Source organism: Rhodococcus sp. GB-02 (assembly GCF_053470465.1).
The window spans coordinates 510,361-526,320 of record NZ_JBPUKE010000002.1 but is presented as its reverse complement, the minus strand read 5'-3'; the positions used below and the strand labels follow the sequence as shown (position 1 = coordinate 526,320).

Genomic DNA, 15,960 nt, shown 5'->3' with positions numbered 1-15,960 from the left:
TGGGTCTTGGGTTTGTTGCGCATCCCACAACGGTTTTTCCCACGCCAGACGAGGAGCGCCTATGAGGTTGTCGACTACTTGTTCTGTTGCTACGAAGGCTTGATCAAGCCGGAATTGCCTCTGCCGGATGGTGCTCGAGACCCATCCGGCAGAGGCAATTCTGCATCAGTTCGGGCCTTCAGCCGCCGGCGAATTTTTCCGAGGTGCCGAGATCGATCGGTAGGGCGATCCCGGTGATCCCGCGCCCGGCCGGCCCCACCAGGTAGAACACCGCATCCGCAATCACTTCGGGATCTACCCATGGATGGGGCAGTAGATTCAACTTCGACATGATCGGAGCGGTGTCCGCGAGGACGGGATTCTCCAAGTCCGGACGGAACGCGCGAACCATCGGTTCGTTGTCGATCATCGTGGTTCGTACATTGCCCGGGTGCACGGAGTTGACCCGAATGTCTGCCCAGCCGAGTTCGTTGGCCAGAGACTTCGCCAATCCCCGAACGGCGTGCTTCGATGCGGAATAGTGTGCGATACCCGGCACGCCTCGAAGCCCGGCCATCGAGCTGATCAACACGATCGATCCACCTCGATTGCCGTTCATGATGTGCGGAATCGATACTTTGGTCGTCAACCATACGCCCGTGACGTTGATGTCCATCAGCTCGCGGAACTCTTCGGCGCTCAAGTCCCAGGATAATTTTGCCGACGCCGCGATGCCTGCGTTGGCGATCACGATGTCCAGTCGGCCGAGTTCCTCGACTCCGGCGTCGACAGCTGATTTCAGGGCATCGAGGTCGCGAGTGTCCGCTACGGACGCGACGATGCGCCGGCCCTGAGCTTCGACCAGTGCGACGGTCTGGGCGAGGTCGGCCTCGGTGGCCATGTCGTAGCCCGCCGTGGCGACCGGCGCGCAGAGATCCACCGCGATGATGTCCGCGCCCTCGGATGCGAGCTTGACGGCATGCGCGCGCCCTTGACCACGCGCCGCTCCGGTGATGAATGCGACCTGACCGTCCAAATTGCCCATCGAACTTCCCCTGCCCGTGTGAATCGCCAGAACTGGAACGTGTTCATACTGCTACGTCCGGAGGCAAACAGGCAGGGGAATTCGCTGAATCCTTATCCGCGAAGGAGTTTGGACAACTCGTCCAGTACGCTCGCGTCCTCGATGGTCGACGGGACCGTGTACTCCTCGTTGTCGGCGATCTGCCGCATGGTCTTGCGGAGGATCTTGCCGGAGCGCGTCTTCGGCAGGGCCGCGACGACTGTGACGTCCCGGAACGTGGCGACGGCACCGATCTGGTCTCGCACCCGCGCGACCAGTTCCTGTCGGAGTGTTTCGGGATCGATGTCGACGCCGGACTTGAGCACGACGTAGCCGCTCGGCCGTTGCCCCTTGAGCTCGTCGTGAATGCCGATGACGGCGCACTCGGCGACGGCCGGGTGGCCGGCGACGACAGCCTCCATGCTTCCGGTCGAAAGGCGGTGTCCGGCAACGTTGATCACGTCGTCGCTACGTCCGAGGACGAAGACGTAGTTGTTCTCGTCGATGTATCCGGAGTCGCCGGTGAGGTAGTAGCCTTCGAATGTCGACAGGTAGGACTTCACGTAACGGTCCTCGTCACGCCACAGTCCGGCGAGCGTTCCGGGAGGAAGCGGCAGGCCGATCACGATGTTGCCCTCGGCGCCCGGACCCACGAGTTCGCCCTTGCCGTCGACGATTTCGACGCGGTATCCAGGGCAGGCGACGGTGGGGGAGCCTGCTTTGATCGCCATGGGTTCGAGGCCGCGCAGGTTGGCGCAGATGGCCCAACCGGTTTCGGTCTGCCACCAGTGATCGACCACCGGGCGATCGAGAATCCGAGTAGCCCACTCGTAGGTGTCGGGGTCCAAGCGCTCGCCGGCAGCGAACAGTGTGTCGAGCGACGAGATGTCGTACTTGGCAAGCTCTTTTGCGTCCGGGTCGGCCTTGCGGACCGCGCGGATCGCTGTCGGAGCGGTGAAGAGTGCCGACACGTTGTATTCGGAAATGATGCGCCAGAAGGCGCCGGCGTCGGGGGTCCCGACGGGCTTGCCTTCGTACATGACCGTCGTGGCTCCGGCGAGCAGAGGTCCGTAGACGATGTAGGAGTGGCCGACCACCCAGCCGACGTCGGAGGCGGTCCACCACACCTGTCCTGGGCTGATGTCGTACAGATTCTTCATGGTCCACGTCAGCGCAACGGCATGGCCACCGTTGTCCCGGACGACGCCCTTGGGCTTGCCGGTCGTTCCGGAGGTGTAGAGGATGTAGAGCGGATCCGTCGCGGCGACCGACACCGGGTCGGCCGCGGTGGCGTCGGCGATCAGCTCGTCCCAATCGAACCAGGCTGCGGCACTTGACTTGTAGTCGGCAGCGGCGCCGGGAATCTGCTCACGATTCTTCACGATCACGGTGTGCGCGGGCGTAGCCGACAGTTGCAGAGCCTTCTCGACCATCGGCAGATACTCGATGGTTCGTCCCGGCTCGAGGCCACCGGACGCCGTCACGAGCACCACTGGACCGGCGTCGTCGATACGGGTTGCGAGTTCCTTGGCCGCAAAGCCGCCGAACACCACCGAATGCACAGCGCCGATACGCGCACACGCGAGCATCGCAATCGCGGCTTCGGGGATCATCGGCATGTAGATGATGACTCGGTCACCTGCCACGACGCCCTGATCTTTCAAGACACCGGCGAAGAGCGAGACCTGCTCGAGGAGTTCGGCGTAGGTGTACGTGGCCTTGGTGGGGACCATCGCGGAGTCGAAGATCAACGCGGTCTGATCGCCGCGGCCGTCGCGGACGTGCCGATCGAGTGCATTGAAGCTGGTGTTGAGCGAAGCATCCGGGAACCAGCGATAGATCGGTGCGGCGGAATCGTCGAGAGCCCTCGTTGGGGCGACATCCCAGTCGACGGCACGCGCAGCGTCGAGCCAGAACTTCTCCGGCTGATCCATGCTCTCGCGATATGCGTCGGCATACGTGGTGTGGGACGCCTGCTCAGAAGAGCTCATCGACGTGTGTCCTCTCGTGAACTTCGCTTACTGGTGACCTGAAACACCTTAGGTCACCGTCAGTGTGGTGCGCCTCAGTAGCGGTGCGGGTACCGTCCCTTTGCGCCGGGCGGGCCTGTCCCGTCGGTCAGTGGTGTGTGCGGGTGGGGCGGGATAGGCCAGGGATTGGAAGGGGGATCGATGTGACAGGTGCAGCGCAACGCGCAGGCTTCTGGGGAGTCCTCGCTCAGCGTGACTTCCGACTTCTGTGGACCGGCGACGCAGTCAGCGGCATCGGAAACGGTGTCACGACCGTCGTACTGCCTCTGATCGCGCTTCGCGAACTCGACGCGAGTAACTTCCAGATCGGTGTGCTGGCCTCGGCGGTCTGGTTGCCGTGGTTGATCGTCGGATTACCTGCCGGTGCCTGGATCGACCGGCTGCGCCGCCGTCCGATCATGATGATCGCAAACGCTGCGTGCGCGGTGCTCTTCGCGAGCGTCGCGATTGCGGGCCTCATGGGGGCGGTGACGTACGGCCACCTGCTTCTGGTTGCGCTGCTCACCGGCACCGCCACCGTTTTCTTCCAGGCGGCCTACCACGCGTATCTCCCCACGGTGCTTGCCGAAGCGGATCTTGTCGAAGGGAACTCGAAGATTCAGGGCGCCGAGGCAGCAACCCGGGTGATCGGCCCCAGTTTCGGCGGACTGTTGGTAGCGACGGTCGGGCTCGCTGCCGGTCTGCTGGTCGACGCGTTCACCTTCGTCTTCTGCTTCGTGTGTATCTGGCTGATTCGTGCGCAGGAAACGGTTGATCGCGGGCTCGGCGGCCGAGAGCCGTTGCGGCGCCAGATAGCGCTCGGACTGCGATTCGTCGCAGCTGATCCGTATCTGCGGTCGATCGTCGTCTACGGCACTCTGCTCAATTTCGGTCTCACCGGGTACTCCACGATTCAGATCGTGTTCCTGGAAAAGACGGTTGGTGTGGGGGAGTTCGGACTCGGGCTTCTCCTGGCGATTGCCGGGGTGGGCGGAATTGTCGGATCGATGATCGCGCGACCGCTCGGCCGCAGATTCGGCACTGCCCGAAGTGTTCTGATCTGTCAGTTGGTGACGGGACCGTTCATCCTGTTGGCACCTCTGACGACGTACGGGGCCGGCCTGTTCTGGTTCTGTGCCGGTGGCATGGTGATGGTTGCGGGCGTCGTGTCGTGCAACGTGGTGCTCGGCAGTTTCCGTCAAAGTTACTGTCCGCCGGACCGTCTCGGTCGAGTAGTGGCAACGAGTATGTTCCTGCTGCACAGCAGCATTCCGCTCGGTGCTCTGGCGGCAGGATACCTCGGCGACGCGGTGGGACTGCGCGGGGCAATGTGGATCATGGCCTGCCTGATCGCGCCGTGCGGATTGGTCCTGCTCTTCAGCCCGCTCCGCGGGATCCGCGATCTACCGAGTCGGCCTGCGGTCTCACTGCGGTAGAGGATTACTGCGGTAGAGCTGCGGCGGCCTCTTCGCTTCGAATCGCGATGCGAAGAGTCGCGAGCATGAACAGTGACACTGCGAATCCGAACAGCGCGCCGAGCTGGTCCTGTGTGAACAGATACACCTGCGTCACAAGGAGGCTGACGATGAGGGATGCACGCAGGAGCCTCAGGGCTCGCAGGTACGGACCTCGGAAGAGGAACCACACTCCCAGAACCACAAGAATTCCGGTTGCGACGGTGGAGATCTGGACCACCAGATCGGAGACGTCGTCGGCCTCGACGACGTTCTCGGACACCAACGCGTAGATCACCTGGACTATCGCCAGAAGAGCCTGCAGTACGAACAGGGTCAGTACCAGTCGGCGGACGACACGGTGTCGGAGCAGTTCCTCGGCGCGGTGGAAGAAGGCATTGCGGCCACGAGTGATCTTCGATTCCATACCGCCTACCGGCGGAGTCTGTGTGTGCAGGCCGGCCTTGATCGAGTCGACGAGGTCCGTGAGGCTGCGGTCTTCGACGCCGTCGAGCACTCGGAGGGCGTGGTTGTACTGGATCTCGTCGAGCTGGCCGAGTGCGAGGTCCGAGAGCGCTCGCGCGCCGATGGCGAGCCGATGACGATCATTCATACCGCGCCGAATCACCACCTCGCGCGCGGCCAGATAGAAGAGTACGAAGACGACGTACATGATCGCGATGGCAGGCTGGTAGAAGTAGTCGACGTCGGCGGTGACAAATTTTCCGACCTCGTCGATGAAGAGGCCGAATCCGATTCCGCCGACGAAGGTCGCCAGGTCACGCGTGCGAGAGCCTTCGGTGATGGCGGTAGCGACGATGGCGACGGCCATCAGCAATCCGCCCCACAAAACGTGTGCGATGTGGAGGGCGCCGCCCCCGATCTGGGGATAGCCCGTTGCTGCCAGATAGGCGCGGGTGATCAGCACGGTCGCGACGCCGGCGAACAGGAACAATTCGAAACGAGCCAGTGCCGCGCGGTCGTAACTGTGCGGCAGCGTCAGCGCATTCCGGTCCTTCGTCGTCATTGCGGAACTCCCAGGTTTCGATAGCGCGCGATACGGGAGGACTGGCGATCGGTGTCCGACTCTTCGGCAAGCATGAACAGCTCGTGCGCTATCGCAGCCCCTACCCTCTTGGAGAATTCCACGGGTTCGTCGGCCGCGTCAGGCGTTTCGGGAATGATCGCGTCGATCACGCCGTCTCGAAGCAGATCCAACGAACGAATGCCCTGCGCGGCGGCCATCTCCGGTGCGTGACTGATGTCGCGATGGACGATCGCGCTGGCGCCTTCCGGCGGCAGGGGAGCGAGCCACCCGTTCTGTGCCGCGAGCACCCGATCGGCGGGCAGCAGCGCGAGAGCCCCGCCGCCTGTCCCCTGGCCGAGCAACACCGACACTGTCGGGGTCTTCAGCGTCACGAGGTCGGCGATGCAGCGGGCGATCTCAGGGGCCAGTCCACGTTCCTCGGCTTCCTTGGACAGCGACGCGCCCAAAGTGTCGATCACGAGGACAAGCGGGAGTTGTAGTTCTTCGGCAAGTTTCATGCCCCGTCGGGCTTCACGAAGCGCGGCCGGTCCCATCGTGGTGAGCGCGGATTGGCCACTGCGGTCCTGGCCGAGCAGGATGCACGGAAAGCCTCGGAAGCGGGCGAGCGAGAGCAAGATCGTCGTGTCGGTTTCGCCCTGCCCGGTGCCGCTGAGCGGTACCTGTTCGGTCGCGGCATGGTGGAGCAACTGCCGAATGCCTGGTCGATCGGCCCGGCGCGAGAGCATCACCGACTGCCAGGCGGGAACATCGGGAATCTCGGGTGAGGGAATCGGGTCCGCGGTCGCCGGAGCCGGGGGATCGGTGAGCACGCACAACGCTCGATTGACCAGCAGACGGAGGCGGTCGACGGGTACGACGCCGTCGATAACGCCGTTGCGATACAAGTTTTCGGACGTCTGGATGCCATCGGGAAACTTTTCGCCGTAGAGCGATTCGTAGACACGGGGTCCGAGGAATCCCACCAGAGCACCGGGTTCCGCGACGGTGATGTGACCGAGGGATCCCCACGAGGCAAAGACCCCGCCGGTGGTGGGATTGCGCAGGTAAACCAGGTAAGGCAGGTGTGCCGCTTTGTGAACGGCCACTGCCGCAGCGATCTTCACCATCTGAACGAAGGCGACGGTGCCCTCCTGCATCCGCGTTCCGCCAGAGGTGGGCGAGGCGAGCAGCGGGAGTTGTTCTGCCGTAGCACGTTCGACGGCGGTCACGATCCGCTCGGCCGCGGCGACTCCGATGGAACCGGCGAGAAAGCTGAATTCACAGGCAATTACCGCGACCCGACGGCCCCGAACTGTACCGACACCGGTGACGACGGACTCGTCCACTCCACTTTTCTCGCGGGCCTTCGCCAGGTCTTCCGAGTATTTCGGGCCGGGCCCGACGTCGACGGGCGGGGAGTCCCAGGAGGCGAAACTCTCGGGATCGAGTACCGCAGTGAGTAGTTCTTCGGCCGAGATTCGCACAACGTCCTCCAAGTAAGCAGCACCCCGTCCAGGATGAACCTACCTGGACGGGGTGCTGCCGGGGTCGCGTGGCGCCAGTTGTGCGCCGGAGAATCAGCGTCCGAACGCCTCTTTCCATGAAACGACCTTGCCGATGCGAAGGATGGAGCGCTGGTAGATCTTTGCCGCGATCATCGACAGTGCAGCAGTCACGACCAGCATCAGCAGAATGGTTCCCACGATCTGGAAAGGAGAAGCAACACCGGCGGAAATGCGCAGGGGCATGAGGATCGCCGAGAACGGCGGAATCCAACTCAGGACGTTGCTCAGGGTTCCTTCTGGATTGCTCACCGAGACGAAAGCCACGCTGACCATTGCCATGACAAGCAGCGCGAGTGGCATCGCGGTGGCATTGACGTCCTCCTGTCGCGAGACCATGGACCCGGCCGCTGCGTACAGCACGGCGAAGAAGAGGAAGCCGAGAATGAACCACCCGAGAGTGCCGAACAGAACACCGATCGCGGTGCCCGTCACGGTCAGGACGCCCGTCGCCAATCCGGTGGCGACGCCCGCGACAGCATAAGCAGCCATCTGAATCAGGCCGACAGCGCCGATTCCGAGAACCTTGCCCCACAACAACTGCAGCGGACGCAGAGTGGAGAGCAGCAACTCGACGACGCGACTGGACTTCTCCTCGACGACGCCCATCGCCACGTACGTTCCGAACAGCAAGATCTGCATGTACAGCAGCACCACGGCAGCGATCGACATCGCTATGCGTTGGCCCTGTTCGGGATCCGGGGGATCGATGGCATCGATGGTGACCACAGCAGTGGACGTGGCTTCGGCGAGTTGGGCCGGATCGATCCCTGCAGCGGAAAGCGCATTCGATTGTGCCTGTTGTGCAACGGAACTCTCGATGACGGCCCGCAGATTCGTGGGCACTTCCTTCTTGGTCACAACAGTGACGCCGCCGCCGGATCCAGCGATTACGGCCACGTCGAGGTCGCCGTCCTTGACCTGATCACGCGCGGTCCCGTCGTCGGAAACCTCCGTCACCGTCACCGGATTTCCGAGGGTGTCGCCGATGGACACCATCGTGGCACTGAGCGACTGGTTGCCGACCAAGCCGATCTTCGACTTGTCCTCGTCGCCACCGGAAAAGAGTGAGAAGGCGATGATGCCGCCGATGATCGCGACCAGAATGATGACGTTGCTGATCACGAAACTCTTCTTCGAGATCTGCGTCATGAATTCGCGTCGAGCGACCAACCCGATGGCTCGACCTCCACTCAACTGGTTGCTCATGCGGCTACTACCTCTCGGAACAGATCAGTCAGTGACGGACGTCGTAGCGTGAACTCGTGCACCGGACCGGTTTTCAACGCTGCATGCAGGATTTGCTGATCGTCGGCGGTGCCGTCGACGCTCAGGAGTGTTCGACCGTCGAGGTGGCTCAGCGTGGTGACACCGATCAGATGGTGTGCCCAGCCGACCGGAGCGTCAGGGGCGAAGACTTCGATTCGGCCGTCCCCCTTGCCTCGTAGTTCGTCGACAGTTCCGATCTCTCGCATGCTGCCGCGGCTGATGATGCCCACGCGATCGCACAGGCGCTCCACCAGATCCAGCTGATGGCTCGAGAAAATAACGGGAACACCGGTGCGAGCCTTCTCGACCAACACGTCACTCATGACGTCGACCGCTACCGGGTCCAAGCCCGAAAACGGTTCGTCCAGAACGAGTACCGAGGGATCGTGAATCAGCGCCGCTGCAAGCTGCACTCGTTGCTGATTACCGAGGGAGAGGGAGTCAACGGTGTCCTTGACGCGTTCGGCGATGCCCAGACGTTCGGTCCACCGCTCAGTGGCCGCATGCGCGTCGGCTTTCGAGAGGCCATGTAGCTCGGCCAGATAGGAGAGTTGCGCGCCCACCTTCATCTTGGGGTAGAGGCCGCGTTCCTCCGGCATGTATCCGATAGTGCGACGCACGTCGAGGTCGACGGGTTTGCCGCCGAGACGAACTTCGCCCGAATCTGCTCCGAGCACACCCAACGCAATGCGCATCGTGGTCGTCTTGCCGGCGCCGTTACTGCCGACAAATCCGAAGATCTCGCCTGGACGGACTTCGAAACTCAGGTTGTCGAGTGCAACGACGTCGCCGTAGCGTTTCGAGATGCCGTCGATCGTGAGGGTGGCTGACATGGGTCCTTCCCATCGGTCGAGTGGTGCGCTTCGGTAATACGGTTCAGAGGTCGAACTCTTCCGAATCGATCGGATCCGGGTCTGGATTGGTCCACGAAAGAATCATCGCGGGCGTGCACGCGCCGATCAGCATTGCAGTCAGTGCCAATAAACCTCCCGTGTAAGGCAGCCTCTCTACATTCCACTGCACTGACGAGGTGAAAATGAGGAAAATGGCGACAATGAACACCAACGTTTGGGTCACGCTCAGCCCGACGGAGCGAGCGTCGTTGCGTTGCTGGATCTCCCATTCGTCCAAAGCCTGCCGCGGAGCATCCCCTTGCCGGCCCGACACGATTTGAAGTGAGGACCACGTCGGCAGGAACAATAGGGTGAGGACCGGCCATGCCACCGCGAAGAGCGGATTGAACAGGCACGCTATGCCGACGGCAACCATCGTGGTGAACAGGACTCCGAGGGCGACGACGAGTACGCGCCGACGTCGACGGGTTCGCCAATTCGGGAGCCAATGTCGGAACGTCTCCTCGTTCTGCAGGAACCGCCGAGTGCGGTGGGCCTGGTAGCGGTCGATCAGATTTGATTCAGGCACTTGGCTTTTCACTCCCCTCGGTAGTGCGGTCAGATCGGTAGACCTCCGTCGACAGCGGCCCGAACTCCGTCCGCGAGAACACCGCCTCGACCGGTAGGTCGAATACCCAGCAGATCCGAAATGCAAGATCCAGGCTGGGGTAGTGGTCGCCGCGTTCGAGTGCCCCCACCGTCTGCGGATTGACGTCGACGAGTTGTGCAAGCTGGGCCCGACTCATCTTCCGCTCGGCGCGAAGCACTCCGATGCGATTGAAGATAGGGAGCGCGTCTCCCCGCCGGACTGGGCTCATGCATCAAAGTGTTGTAAAAACCCAACAGTTTGTCAACACGAACCGCGATTGTCCCGCTTCTGGGTGATGCCGGCGGATAAGGTTCGGGCAATGGAAGGGGCTTCGCATGGTGGTCGAACAGTTGGTGCTCGAGAAGTCCCGCCTGGTCGTGCAGGTGCGCGAGGACGGTAGCTACAGCGTGGGACCGCAAGGGCGCGAACCGCTCTGGCGCGATCCGATGGAGAAAGGTGCCGTCCTCGGTATCGGTCAGCACACTCCGGGGGATGTCGAAGGTGAGTCATGGTGGGTCGTCTACGGCCAATCGGACACCACGGGTGACGTCACCGTTCGACTCGAGGACGGGTCGCACTTGCCGGTTTCGCGCCTCGGTGAGATCTTCGCCAGTGAATGGGTGAGCACCCCGCAGCAGGCGTTGTTATACCGGTCCGATCGCCCGGTGGAGTCGCAGCCCACCAAGCTGTCGGTGTTGTTCGCCAGGCCGAAGTTCATGCCCAAGGCGGCGTTTCCGGAGAATGATCGTTTGTAGGCATCGCGAGGTCGGCTGTGGAGGGGCGGCCGGGCCTGTGCTCGAAATGTTACGGTACGTACTGTATCGTTTGGATATGACAACTTGGCCGAACGACCTCGCAGTGGTGCAAGTGCGCGTAGCGCGACCCACCGATCGACTCGACGACGTGATTGCGTTCTATCGCGACTGCCTGGGGTTGCCGGAGCTGTACCGGTTTTCCGGACACGCCGGCTACGACGGGATCATGCTGGGGTTGCCGGATGCGAACTATCACCTCGAATTCACGACCCACGAAGACGGGAGCCCGTGCCCGGCGCCGACGCAGGACAATTTGTTGGTGCTCTACTTTGCCGGCGAGTCGGCGATGTACGAGGTGGTTCAGCGACTGGGTGAGGCGGGGCACGAACCCGTCGAAACCGAGAATCCGTACTGGGAGGAGAATGCGGGAATGACTTTCGAAGACCCTGACGGCTGGCGGCTGGTGCTCATGCCGCGACCGGTGCTGTAGATGGTGCGCGCCCGCGACGAGCGGATCGACGATGCAGTACTGTCCGCGGCCCTGGAATTGTTGGGGGAGAACGGGTATGCGGGGTTGTCGATCGGATCGGTGGCGACGAGGGCGGGTGTACATCGCCCCGCCATCTACCGGAGATGGCCGTCCAAGCGGCATCTGGTGGTGGACATCGTCGTGGCGCATATCGGTACCGATCCGACGCCGGACACCGGCGATCTCAGGGCAGACCTGGTCGCCGGCATCACGACATTGGTTGTGGGACTGAGCGAAACGGTAGTTGGTCGGATACTGCCCGCGTTGGTCGCGGATCTGGCCGCGGACCAGGAATTGGCGCGGGATTTCCAGTCGGCATTCTTTCAGCCGCGACGCGATTCCACTGCGGCAGTGCTGGAATCGGCGCGTCTACGCGGCGACATTCGGAGCGACTTCGACCTGGACTTCGTCCTGGACGCCTTGGCGTCCCCGATCTATTACCGAGCATTGTTCCGTCACTTACCGCTGGACGCGCTCCTGGCCGAGCAGTCCGTCGATTCTGTGCTGCTGACTTTGACTCCCCACGAAAATTCCTGAAGCCGTTTCGATTCAGTTCAATTCGACTGGATCGGGTCCGACACGGCTGTCGGTGTTCAGCGCCGCGATGGCAGCTGACTCGTCGGTATCGAGTGCGAAGTCGAAGATTGCGGCGTTGTCGCGCATGCGGGCAGGTGTAACCGACTTCGACAGAACGGTGTGTCCCTGTTCGAGATGCCAGCGCAGAATGATCTGCGCTGGGCTCTTTCCGTGTGCGGCAGCGATTTTCCCGATGGTCGGGTCGTCGAGGATAGTTCCCTGTCCCAGTGGGCTCCATGCCTCGATTTCGATGCCGCGACTCTGTGCGTATTCCCGTGACGCGTGCTGTTGCAGTCTGGGGTGCAATTCGATCTGGTTGACGGCCGGGGTGATCGAGCTGTGCTCGGCCAGCAGTTCGAGGTGCTCCGGCAGGAAGTTGGACACGCCGATCGCACGGGCACGGCCGGAGCCGAGGATCTCCTCGAAAGCGGCCCACGTCTCCACGAACAGGCCCTTTGCCGGTGCCGGCCAGTGGATCAGATACAGGTCGACGAAGTCGAGGCCGAGCGTGTCGAGGCTCGTGTCGAACGCGGCGAGCGCTCGGTCGTGGCCCTGATCGTCATTCCACAACTTGGTGGTGACAAAAAGCTCTGACCTCGGAACACCCGAACTAGCTATGGCGCGGCCGACACCGGCTTCGTTTCCGTAAATTGCGGCCGTGTCGATGTGGCGGTAACCGATCTCGAGAGCGGTGGCAGTGACCTCTTCGGTCTGGGCGTCCGGTACCTGGAAAACGCCGTACCCGAGTTGCGGGATGGTGATCGGTTCGCCGGTGGTTCCGTGAGTCAGTGTGCGGTCGGGGATCGACAACATTGAAGAGCGCCTTTCAAGACTGGGTGTGGCGGTTCGACGGGCGATCGTGTCGCCCGTGGCCCACCTATGCCGCGCATGCAACTATTGCGTGCGCCTGATAAATAGTTGCACACGCGGGTTGTCTGCGCAAGCAGCGCCGTTGGCTACTCCTCGAAGAGTTGTCCGTTCTCCATCCGCCACCGACGTGTGCTGCGGGTGGATTGGAGCATGCGTCGATCGTGAGTGACGAGGAGGAGGGTTCCCTCGAACGACTCCATCGCCTGCTCGAGTTGTTCGATCGCCGGAAGGTCGAGGTGGTTCGTCGGCTCGTCCAGTACCAGTAGATTCACGCCGCGTGCCTGGAGTAAAGCCAGTGCAGCCCTAGTTCTTTCGCCGGGGGAAAGTGAAGCGGCAGATCGGAGTACGTGGTGTCCGCGCAGGCCGAACTTGGCGAGGAGAGTGCGGACATCGGCATCGGGCCAATCCGGTACCTGAGCGCCGAAGGCCTCGACGACTGGTTGATCACCTTCGAATAATCCACGCGCCTGATCGATCTCACCGATCGCGACACCGGAACCCAGCGACGCGATGCCCTCGTCCGGGACGAGTCTGCCGAGCAGGACGTTGAGGAGGGTGGTCTTGCCTGCACCGTTCGCGCCCGTGACGAGAATTCGATCACCCCAGTCGATTTGCGTCGTAACCGGACCGAACGTGAACTGACCGCGCGTCACCTTGGCGCCGTTCGTGGTTGCGACAACGGAACCGGACCGCGGAGCTGCCGCGATCTCCATGCGGAGTTCCCACTCCTTGCGCGGTTCCTCGACCACTTCGAGTCGCTCGATGCGGCGTTGAGTCTGGCGGGCCTTCGCGGCTTGCTTCTCCGTAGACTCGGTCCGCAATCCGCGTCCGATCTTGTCGTTGTCCTTGGCCTTACGACGCGCATTGCGGACGCCGTGTTCCATCCAGTTGCGCTGCATCTGCGCGCGATCTTCGAGATCGGAGCGGGTGCCGGCATATTCCTCGAAGGCCTCGCGCGCGTGCTGGCGTGCTATCTCACGTTCGGCGAGGTACGACTCGTAGCCGCCGTCGTACACGGCGATGTCCTGTTGTGCCAGATCGAGTTCCACGATCCCCGTGACGGTGCGCGAGAGGAACTCGCGATCGTGGCTCACGACGACCAACGCCGCTCGGGTCTCGGCAACAAATCGTTCCAACTGCTCGAGACCCCGCAGGTCGAGATCGTTGGTGGGCTCGTCCAACAGGAGAATGTCGTAGCGCGAAAGCAGCAGCGACGCGAGGCCGGCGCGTGCGGCCTGACCGCCGGACAATGCCGTCATGTGAGCGTCGAGGGATACGCCAAGTCCGAGTTCTTCGACTACCTTCTCGGCGCGCTCGAACAGATCGGCGCCGCCCAGCGCGAGCCAGCGTTCGAGCGCCGGGGAGTACAGATCCTCTTCGGCTTCAGCCAGCGTTTCGGCCGCGGTGTTCATAACCGCCTCGGCGTGCGCGACCCCGGTGCGTCGGCCGAGGAACTCGAGGACGGTCTCGCCCTCGATGCGGTCGGGTTCCTGCGCGAGGTAACCCACCGCAGCGTCTGGCGGGCTGAGGATGATCGAACCCTCGACGTCGGCGGTTCCGATTCCGGCCAGTGCAGTGAGAAGCGTCGACTTGCCGGCGCCGTTCGCCCCGACGAGGCCGATGACGTCGCCGGGCGCCACCGTCAGATCGAGGTCGGAGAACAGGGTGCGTTCTCCCCGGGAAGCAGAGAGGCCGCTGATGCGCAGTGTTGCAGTCACCCGAGAAGTATCCCCGGTGCTGTGCGCCAGTGTTAATCGGTGCTGTGCGCCTTTGTTAACCGCGGGCTGTTAACAAAGGCGCACAGCAGTCAGTCCCGAACCAGGTGATACCAGCACGGATGCGCCGCACGGACCGGAAGTGGCGATTCACTCACGTCGGCGGCCGTACTCGAGGCCATCGACCAACCATCGAATGCTCGCATGACGTCCTCCTCGGAGACGCCATGTGGCATCGGCCAACGGTGACCTGGCCCGAATGCGAACATCACCATGGACGCTCCCGGTGCGGTGATCGCGTTGACCGACCTCCCGTAGTCTCGTCGTTGATGATCGGTGAGCCCGTGAAAGCAGCCGATGTCGAGCACCAGCATGTGCCCACCGTCGACGGCTATGTGCAGGTCTGCCGCGTCCTCGTGGAGAAACCGGACGTCGACGTGGGCTTCACGTGCATGTATGCGCGCTTTGTCCAACGGTTCCTGCTCGGCATCGACGCCGGTGACGTGCCAACCGCGTTGCGCCAGCTCGATGGAATGGCGTCCGGTGCCGCAGCCGATATCGAGGGCACGGCCGCCTTCCGGAACGGAAATTTCGTCCAGGAGTCCGGCCAGTTGAGCGTCGAACCCATGCCCGGTGTGCTCCCACGGAGTGACGCCGACCTTGTAGGCGAGACGATATGAAAGATTCATCGCTCTCTCTTTTCTCGAGGCGATTCCAATACTTGTCTTCCAAGGTAGACCGGCATTTCGGGCGGTACAAGGGCGCTGCCCGGAGGTTCGGCGGGGAATGCCTCCATGCTCTGCCGCGTTGGTTCCGAATATGACCGAAACCAACGATGTGACCTCCGTACCGACAATTGTTCTGAACGACGGTAAGACGATCCCCGCACTGGGATTCGGTGTGTTCCAGGTTCCGGACGACGAAACGCAGGAAGCCGTCTCCACCGCCCTGCAGACCGGCTACCGCAGTATCGACACCGCCAAGATCTACGGCAACGAGGTGGGCGTCGGCCGCGCGATCTCCGAATCCGGCATCGCCCGCGAAGACCTGTACATCACGACAAAATTGTGGAACGACGACCAGGGCTACGACTCGACGCTTGCCGCATTCGACGCCAGTCTCGAGAAGTTGGGTCTCGACTACCTCGATCTGTACCTGATCCACTGGCCGGTTCCGTCCAAGGACCTGTACGTCGAGACCTTCAAGGCATTCCAGAAGCTCAAGGCGGACGGACGGGTTCGTTCCATCGGTGTCTCCAACTTCACCATCGAGAACCTCGAGCGTGTCATCGGTGAAACCGGTGAGGTGCCGGTCCTCAACCAGATCGAGCTTCACCCCAAGTTCAACCAAGCCGAACTGCGCGCCTTCCACACCGGCAAGGGAATTGCGACGGAAGCGTGGAGCCCGCTCGGCCAAGGAACTGTTCTCGGTGACCCCGTCATCACCGCTATCGCCGATGCTCATGGCGTCACCGCGGCTCAGGTGATCATTCGCTGGCACCTGCAGATCGGAAACGTGGTGATTCCGAAGTCGGTGACCCCCGAACGTATCGCCGCCAACTTCGATGTCTTCGGATTCGAATTGACGCCGGAACAGATCAACGCGATCGGTGCTCTCGACGACGCGGCCGGCCGCATCGGCCCCGACCCGGTCACGCTCGGCAGCTAGGG

Annotated in this window: 16 protein-coding genes; 5 read left to right on the top strand and 11 right to left on the bottom strand. The window is 62.6% G+C overall.

The features are described from left to right. Positions 1 to 178: 178 nt before the first annotated feature. Together ACSW29_RS15555 and ACSW29_RS15550 are read right to left on the bottom strand one after the other, a co-directional pair. Positions 179 to 1,024 (bottom strand): mycofactocin-coupled SDR family oxidoreductase, encoded by an 846-nt coding sequence (locus ACSW29_RS15555; protein ID WP_317828775.1) that lies wholly within the window; start codon positions 1,022 to 1,024, stop codon positions 179 to 181. Between the two features lie 92 nt (positions 1,025 to 1,116). Beyond that, positions 1,117 to 3,033 (bottom strand): propionyl-CoA synthetase, encoded by a 1,917-nt coding sequence (locus ACSW29_RS15550; RefSeq protein ID WP_448277646.1) that lies wholly within the window; start codon positions 3,031 to 3,033, stop codon positions 1,117 to 1,119. A gap of 182 nt (positions 3,034 to 3,215) precedes the next feature. On the opposite strand from ACSW29_RS15550, the gene ACSW29_RS15545 reads away from it, so the two are divergent. After that, a complete protein-coding gene (locus tag ACSW29_RS15545) occupies positions 3,216 to 4,487 on the top strand; it encodes an MFS transporter (RefSeq protein ID WP_317828777.1) in 1,272 nt (423 codons plus the stop codon). Between the two features lie 4 nt (positions 4,488 to 4,491). Here the strand turns inward: ACSW29_RS15545 and ACSW29_RS15540 are convergent, their stop codons facing one another. The 6 genes from ACSW29_RS15540 to ACSW29_RS15515 all read right to left on the bottom strand — a co-directional run bounded on the left by ACSW29_RS15540 (position 4,492) and on the right by ACSW29_RS15515 (position 10,074). Next, positions 4,492 to 5,532: a hypothetical protein gene (locus ACSW29_RS15540; protein WP_347874465.1), complete on the bottom strand. Its 1,041-nt coding sequence runs from the start codon at positions 5,530 to 5,532 to the stop codon at positions 4,492 to 4,494. After that, positions 5,529 to 7,016 (bottom strand): carboxyl transferase domain-containing protein, encoded by a 1,488-nt coding sequence (locus ACSW29_RS15535; RefSeq protein ID WP_448277645.1) that lies wholly within the window; start codon positions 7,014 to 7,016, stop codon positions 5,529 to 5,531. Before ACSW29_RS15535 ends, ACSW29_RS15540 begins: the two co-directional genes overlap by 4 nt. A gap of 93 nt (positions 7,017 to 7,109) precedes the next feature. Then, the gene (locus tag ACSW29_RS15530) at positions 7,110 to 8,303 is read right to left on the bottom strand and encodes an ABC transporter permease (protein WP_317828780.1); all 1,194 of its coding nucleotides are present in this window, start codon (positions 8,301 to 8,303) and stop codon (positions 7,110 to 7,112) included. Beyond that, entirely contained in the window at positions 8,300 to 9,196 is an 897-nt protein-coding gene (locus ACSW29_RS15525) for an ABC transporter ATP-binding protein (RefSeq protein ID WP_317828781.1), read from the bottom strand. Before ACSW29_RS15525 ends, ACSW29_RS15530 begins: the two co-directional genes overlap by 4 nt. Positions 9,197 to 9,239: 43 nt before the next feature. Beyond that, a complete protein-coding gene (locus tag ACSW29_RS15520) occupies positions 9,240 to 9,785 on the bottom strand; it encodes a hypothetical protein (RefSeq protein WP_230814474.1) in 546 nt (181 codons plus the stop codon). Continuing rightward, positions 9,778 to 10,074, bottom strand: a complete 297-nt coding sequence (locus ACSW29_RS15515) for a helix-turn-helix transcriptional regulator (RefSeq protein ID WP_019744867.1) — start codon at positions 10,072 to 10,074, stop codon at positions 9,778 to 9,780. The genes ACSW29_RS15520 and ACSW29_RS15515 overlap by 8 nt, the downstream gene beginning before the upstream one ends. Positions 10,075 to 10,180: 106 nt before the next feature. On the opposite strand from ACSW29_RS15515, the gene ACSW29_RS15510 reads away from it, so the two are divergent. From ACSW29_RS15510 to ACSW29_RS15500, 3 genes are all read left to right on the top strand, one after another. Next, the gene (locus ACSW29_RS15510; protein WP_448277644.1) at positions 10,181 to 10,600 is read left to right on the top strand and encodes a hypothetical protein; all 420 of its coding nucleotides are present in this window, start codon (positions 10,181 to 10,183) and stop codon (positions 10,598 to 10,600) included. Between the two features lie 76 nt (positions 10,601 to 10,676). Then, positions 10,677 to 11,090 carry a VOC family protein gene (locus ACSW29_RS15505; RefSeq protein WP_448277643.1) on the top strand — a complete coding sequence of 138 codons (414 nt, stop codon included), beginning with the start codon at positions 10,677 to 10,679 and terminating at the stop codon, positions 11,088 to 11,090. Then, positions 11,091 to 11,666 carry a TetR/AcrR family transcriptional regulator gene (locus ACSW29_RS15500; RefSeq protein WP_448277642.1) on the top strand — a complete coding sequence of 192 codons (576 nt, stop codon included), beginning with the start codon at positions 11,091 to 11,093 and terminating at the stop codon, positions 11,664 to 11,666. 12 nt (positions 11,667 to 11,678) lie between these two features. Here ACSW29_RS15500 and ACSW29_RS15495 read toward each other — a convergent pair whose 3' ends face one another. The 3 genes from ACSW29_RS15495 to ACSW29_RS15485 all read right to left on the bottom strand — a co-directional run bounded on the left by ACSW29_RS15495 (position 11,679) and on the right by ACSW29_RS15485 (position 14,979). Then, positions 11,679 to 12,518, bottom strand: a complete 840-nt coding sequence (locus ACSW29_RS15495; protein WP_448277641.1) for an aldo/keto reductase — start codon at positions 12,516 to 12,518, stop codon at positions 11,679 to 11,681. A 143-nt stretch (positions 12,519 to 12,661) separates the two neighbouring features. After that, the gene (locus tag ACSW29_RS15490) at positions 12,662 to 14,293 is read right to left on the bottom strand and encodes an ABC-F family ATP-binding cassette domain-containing protein (protein WP_448277640.1); all 1,632 of its coding nucleotides are present in this window, start codon (positions 14,291 to 14,293) and stop codon (positions 12,662 to 12,664) included. 89 nt (positions 14,294 to 14,382) lie between these two features. Beyond that, complete coding sequence (locus ACSW29_RS15485; protein ID WP_230814468.1) at positions 14,383 to 14,979, bottom strand: class I SAM-dependent methyltransferase; 597 nt, start codon at positions 14,977 to 14,979, stop codon at positions 14,383 to 14,385. Positions 14,980 to 15,109: 130 nt separating this feature from the next. Between ACSW29_RS15485 and ACSW29_RS15480 the strand changes: the two genes are divergently transcribed. Then, positions 15,110 to 15,958, top strand: a complete 849-nt coding sequence (locus tag ACSW29_RS15480) for an aldo/keto reductase (RefSeq protein ID WP_448277639.1) — start codon at positions 15,110 to 15,112, stop codon at positions 15,956 to 15,958. The last annotated feature ends 2 nt before the right edge of the window (positions 15,959 to 15,960 follow it).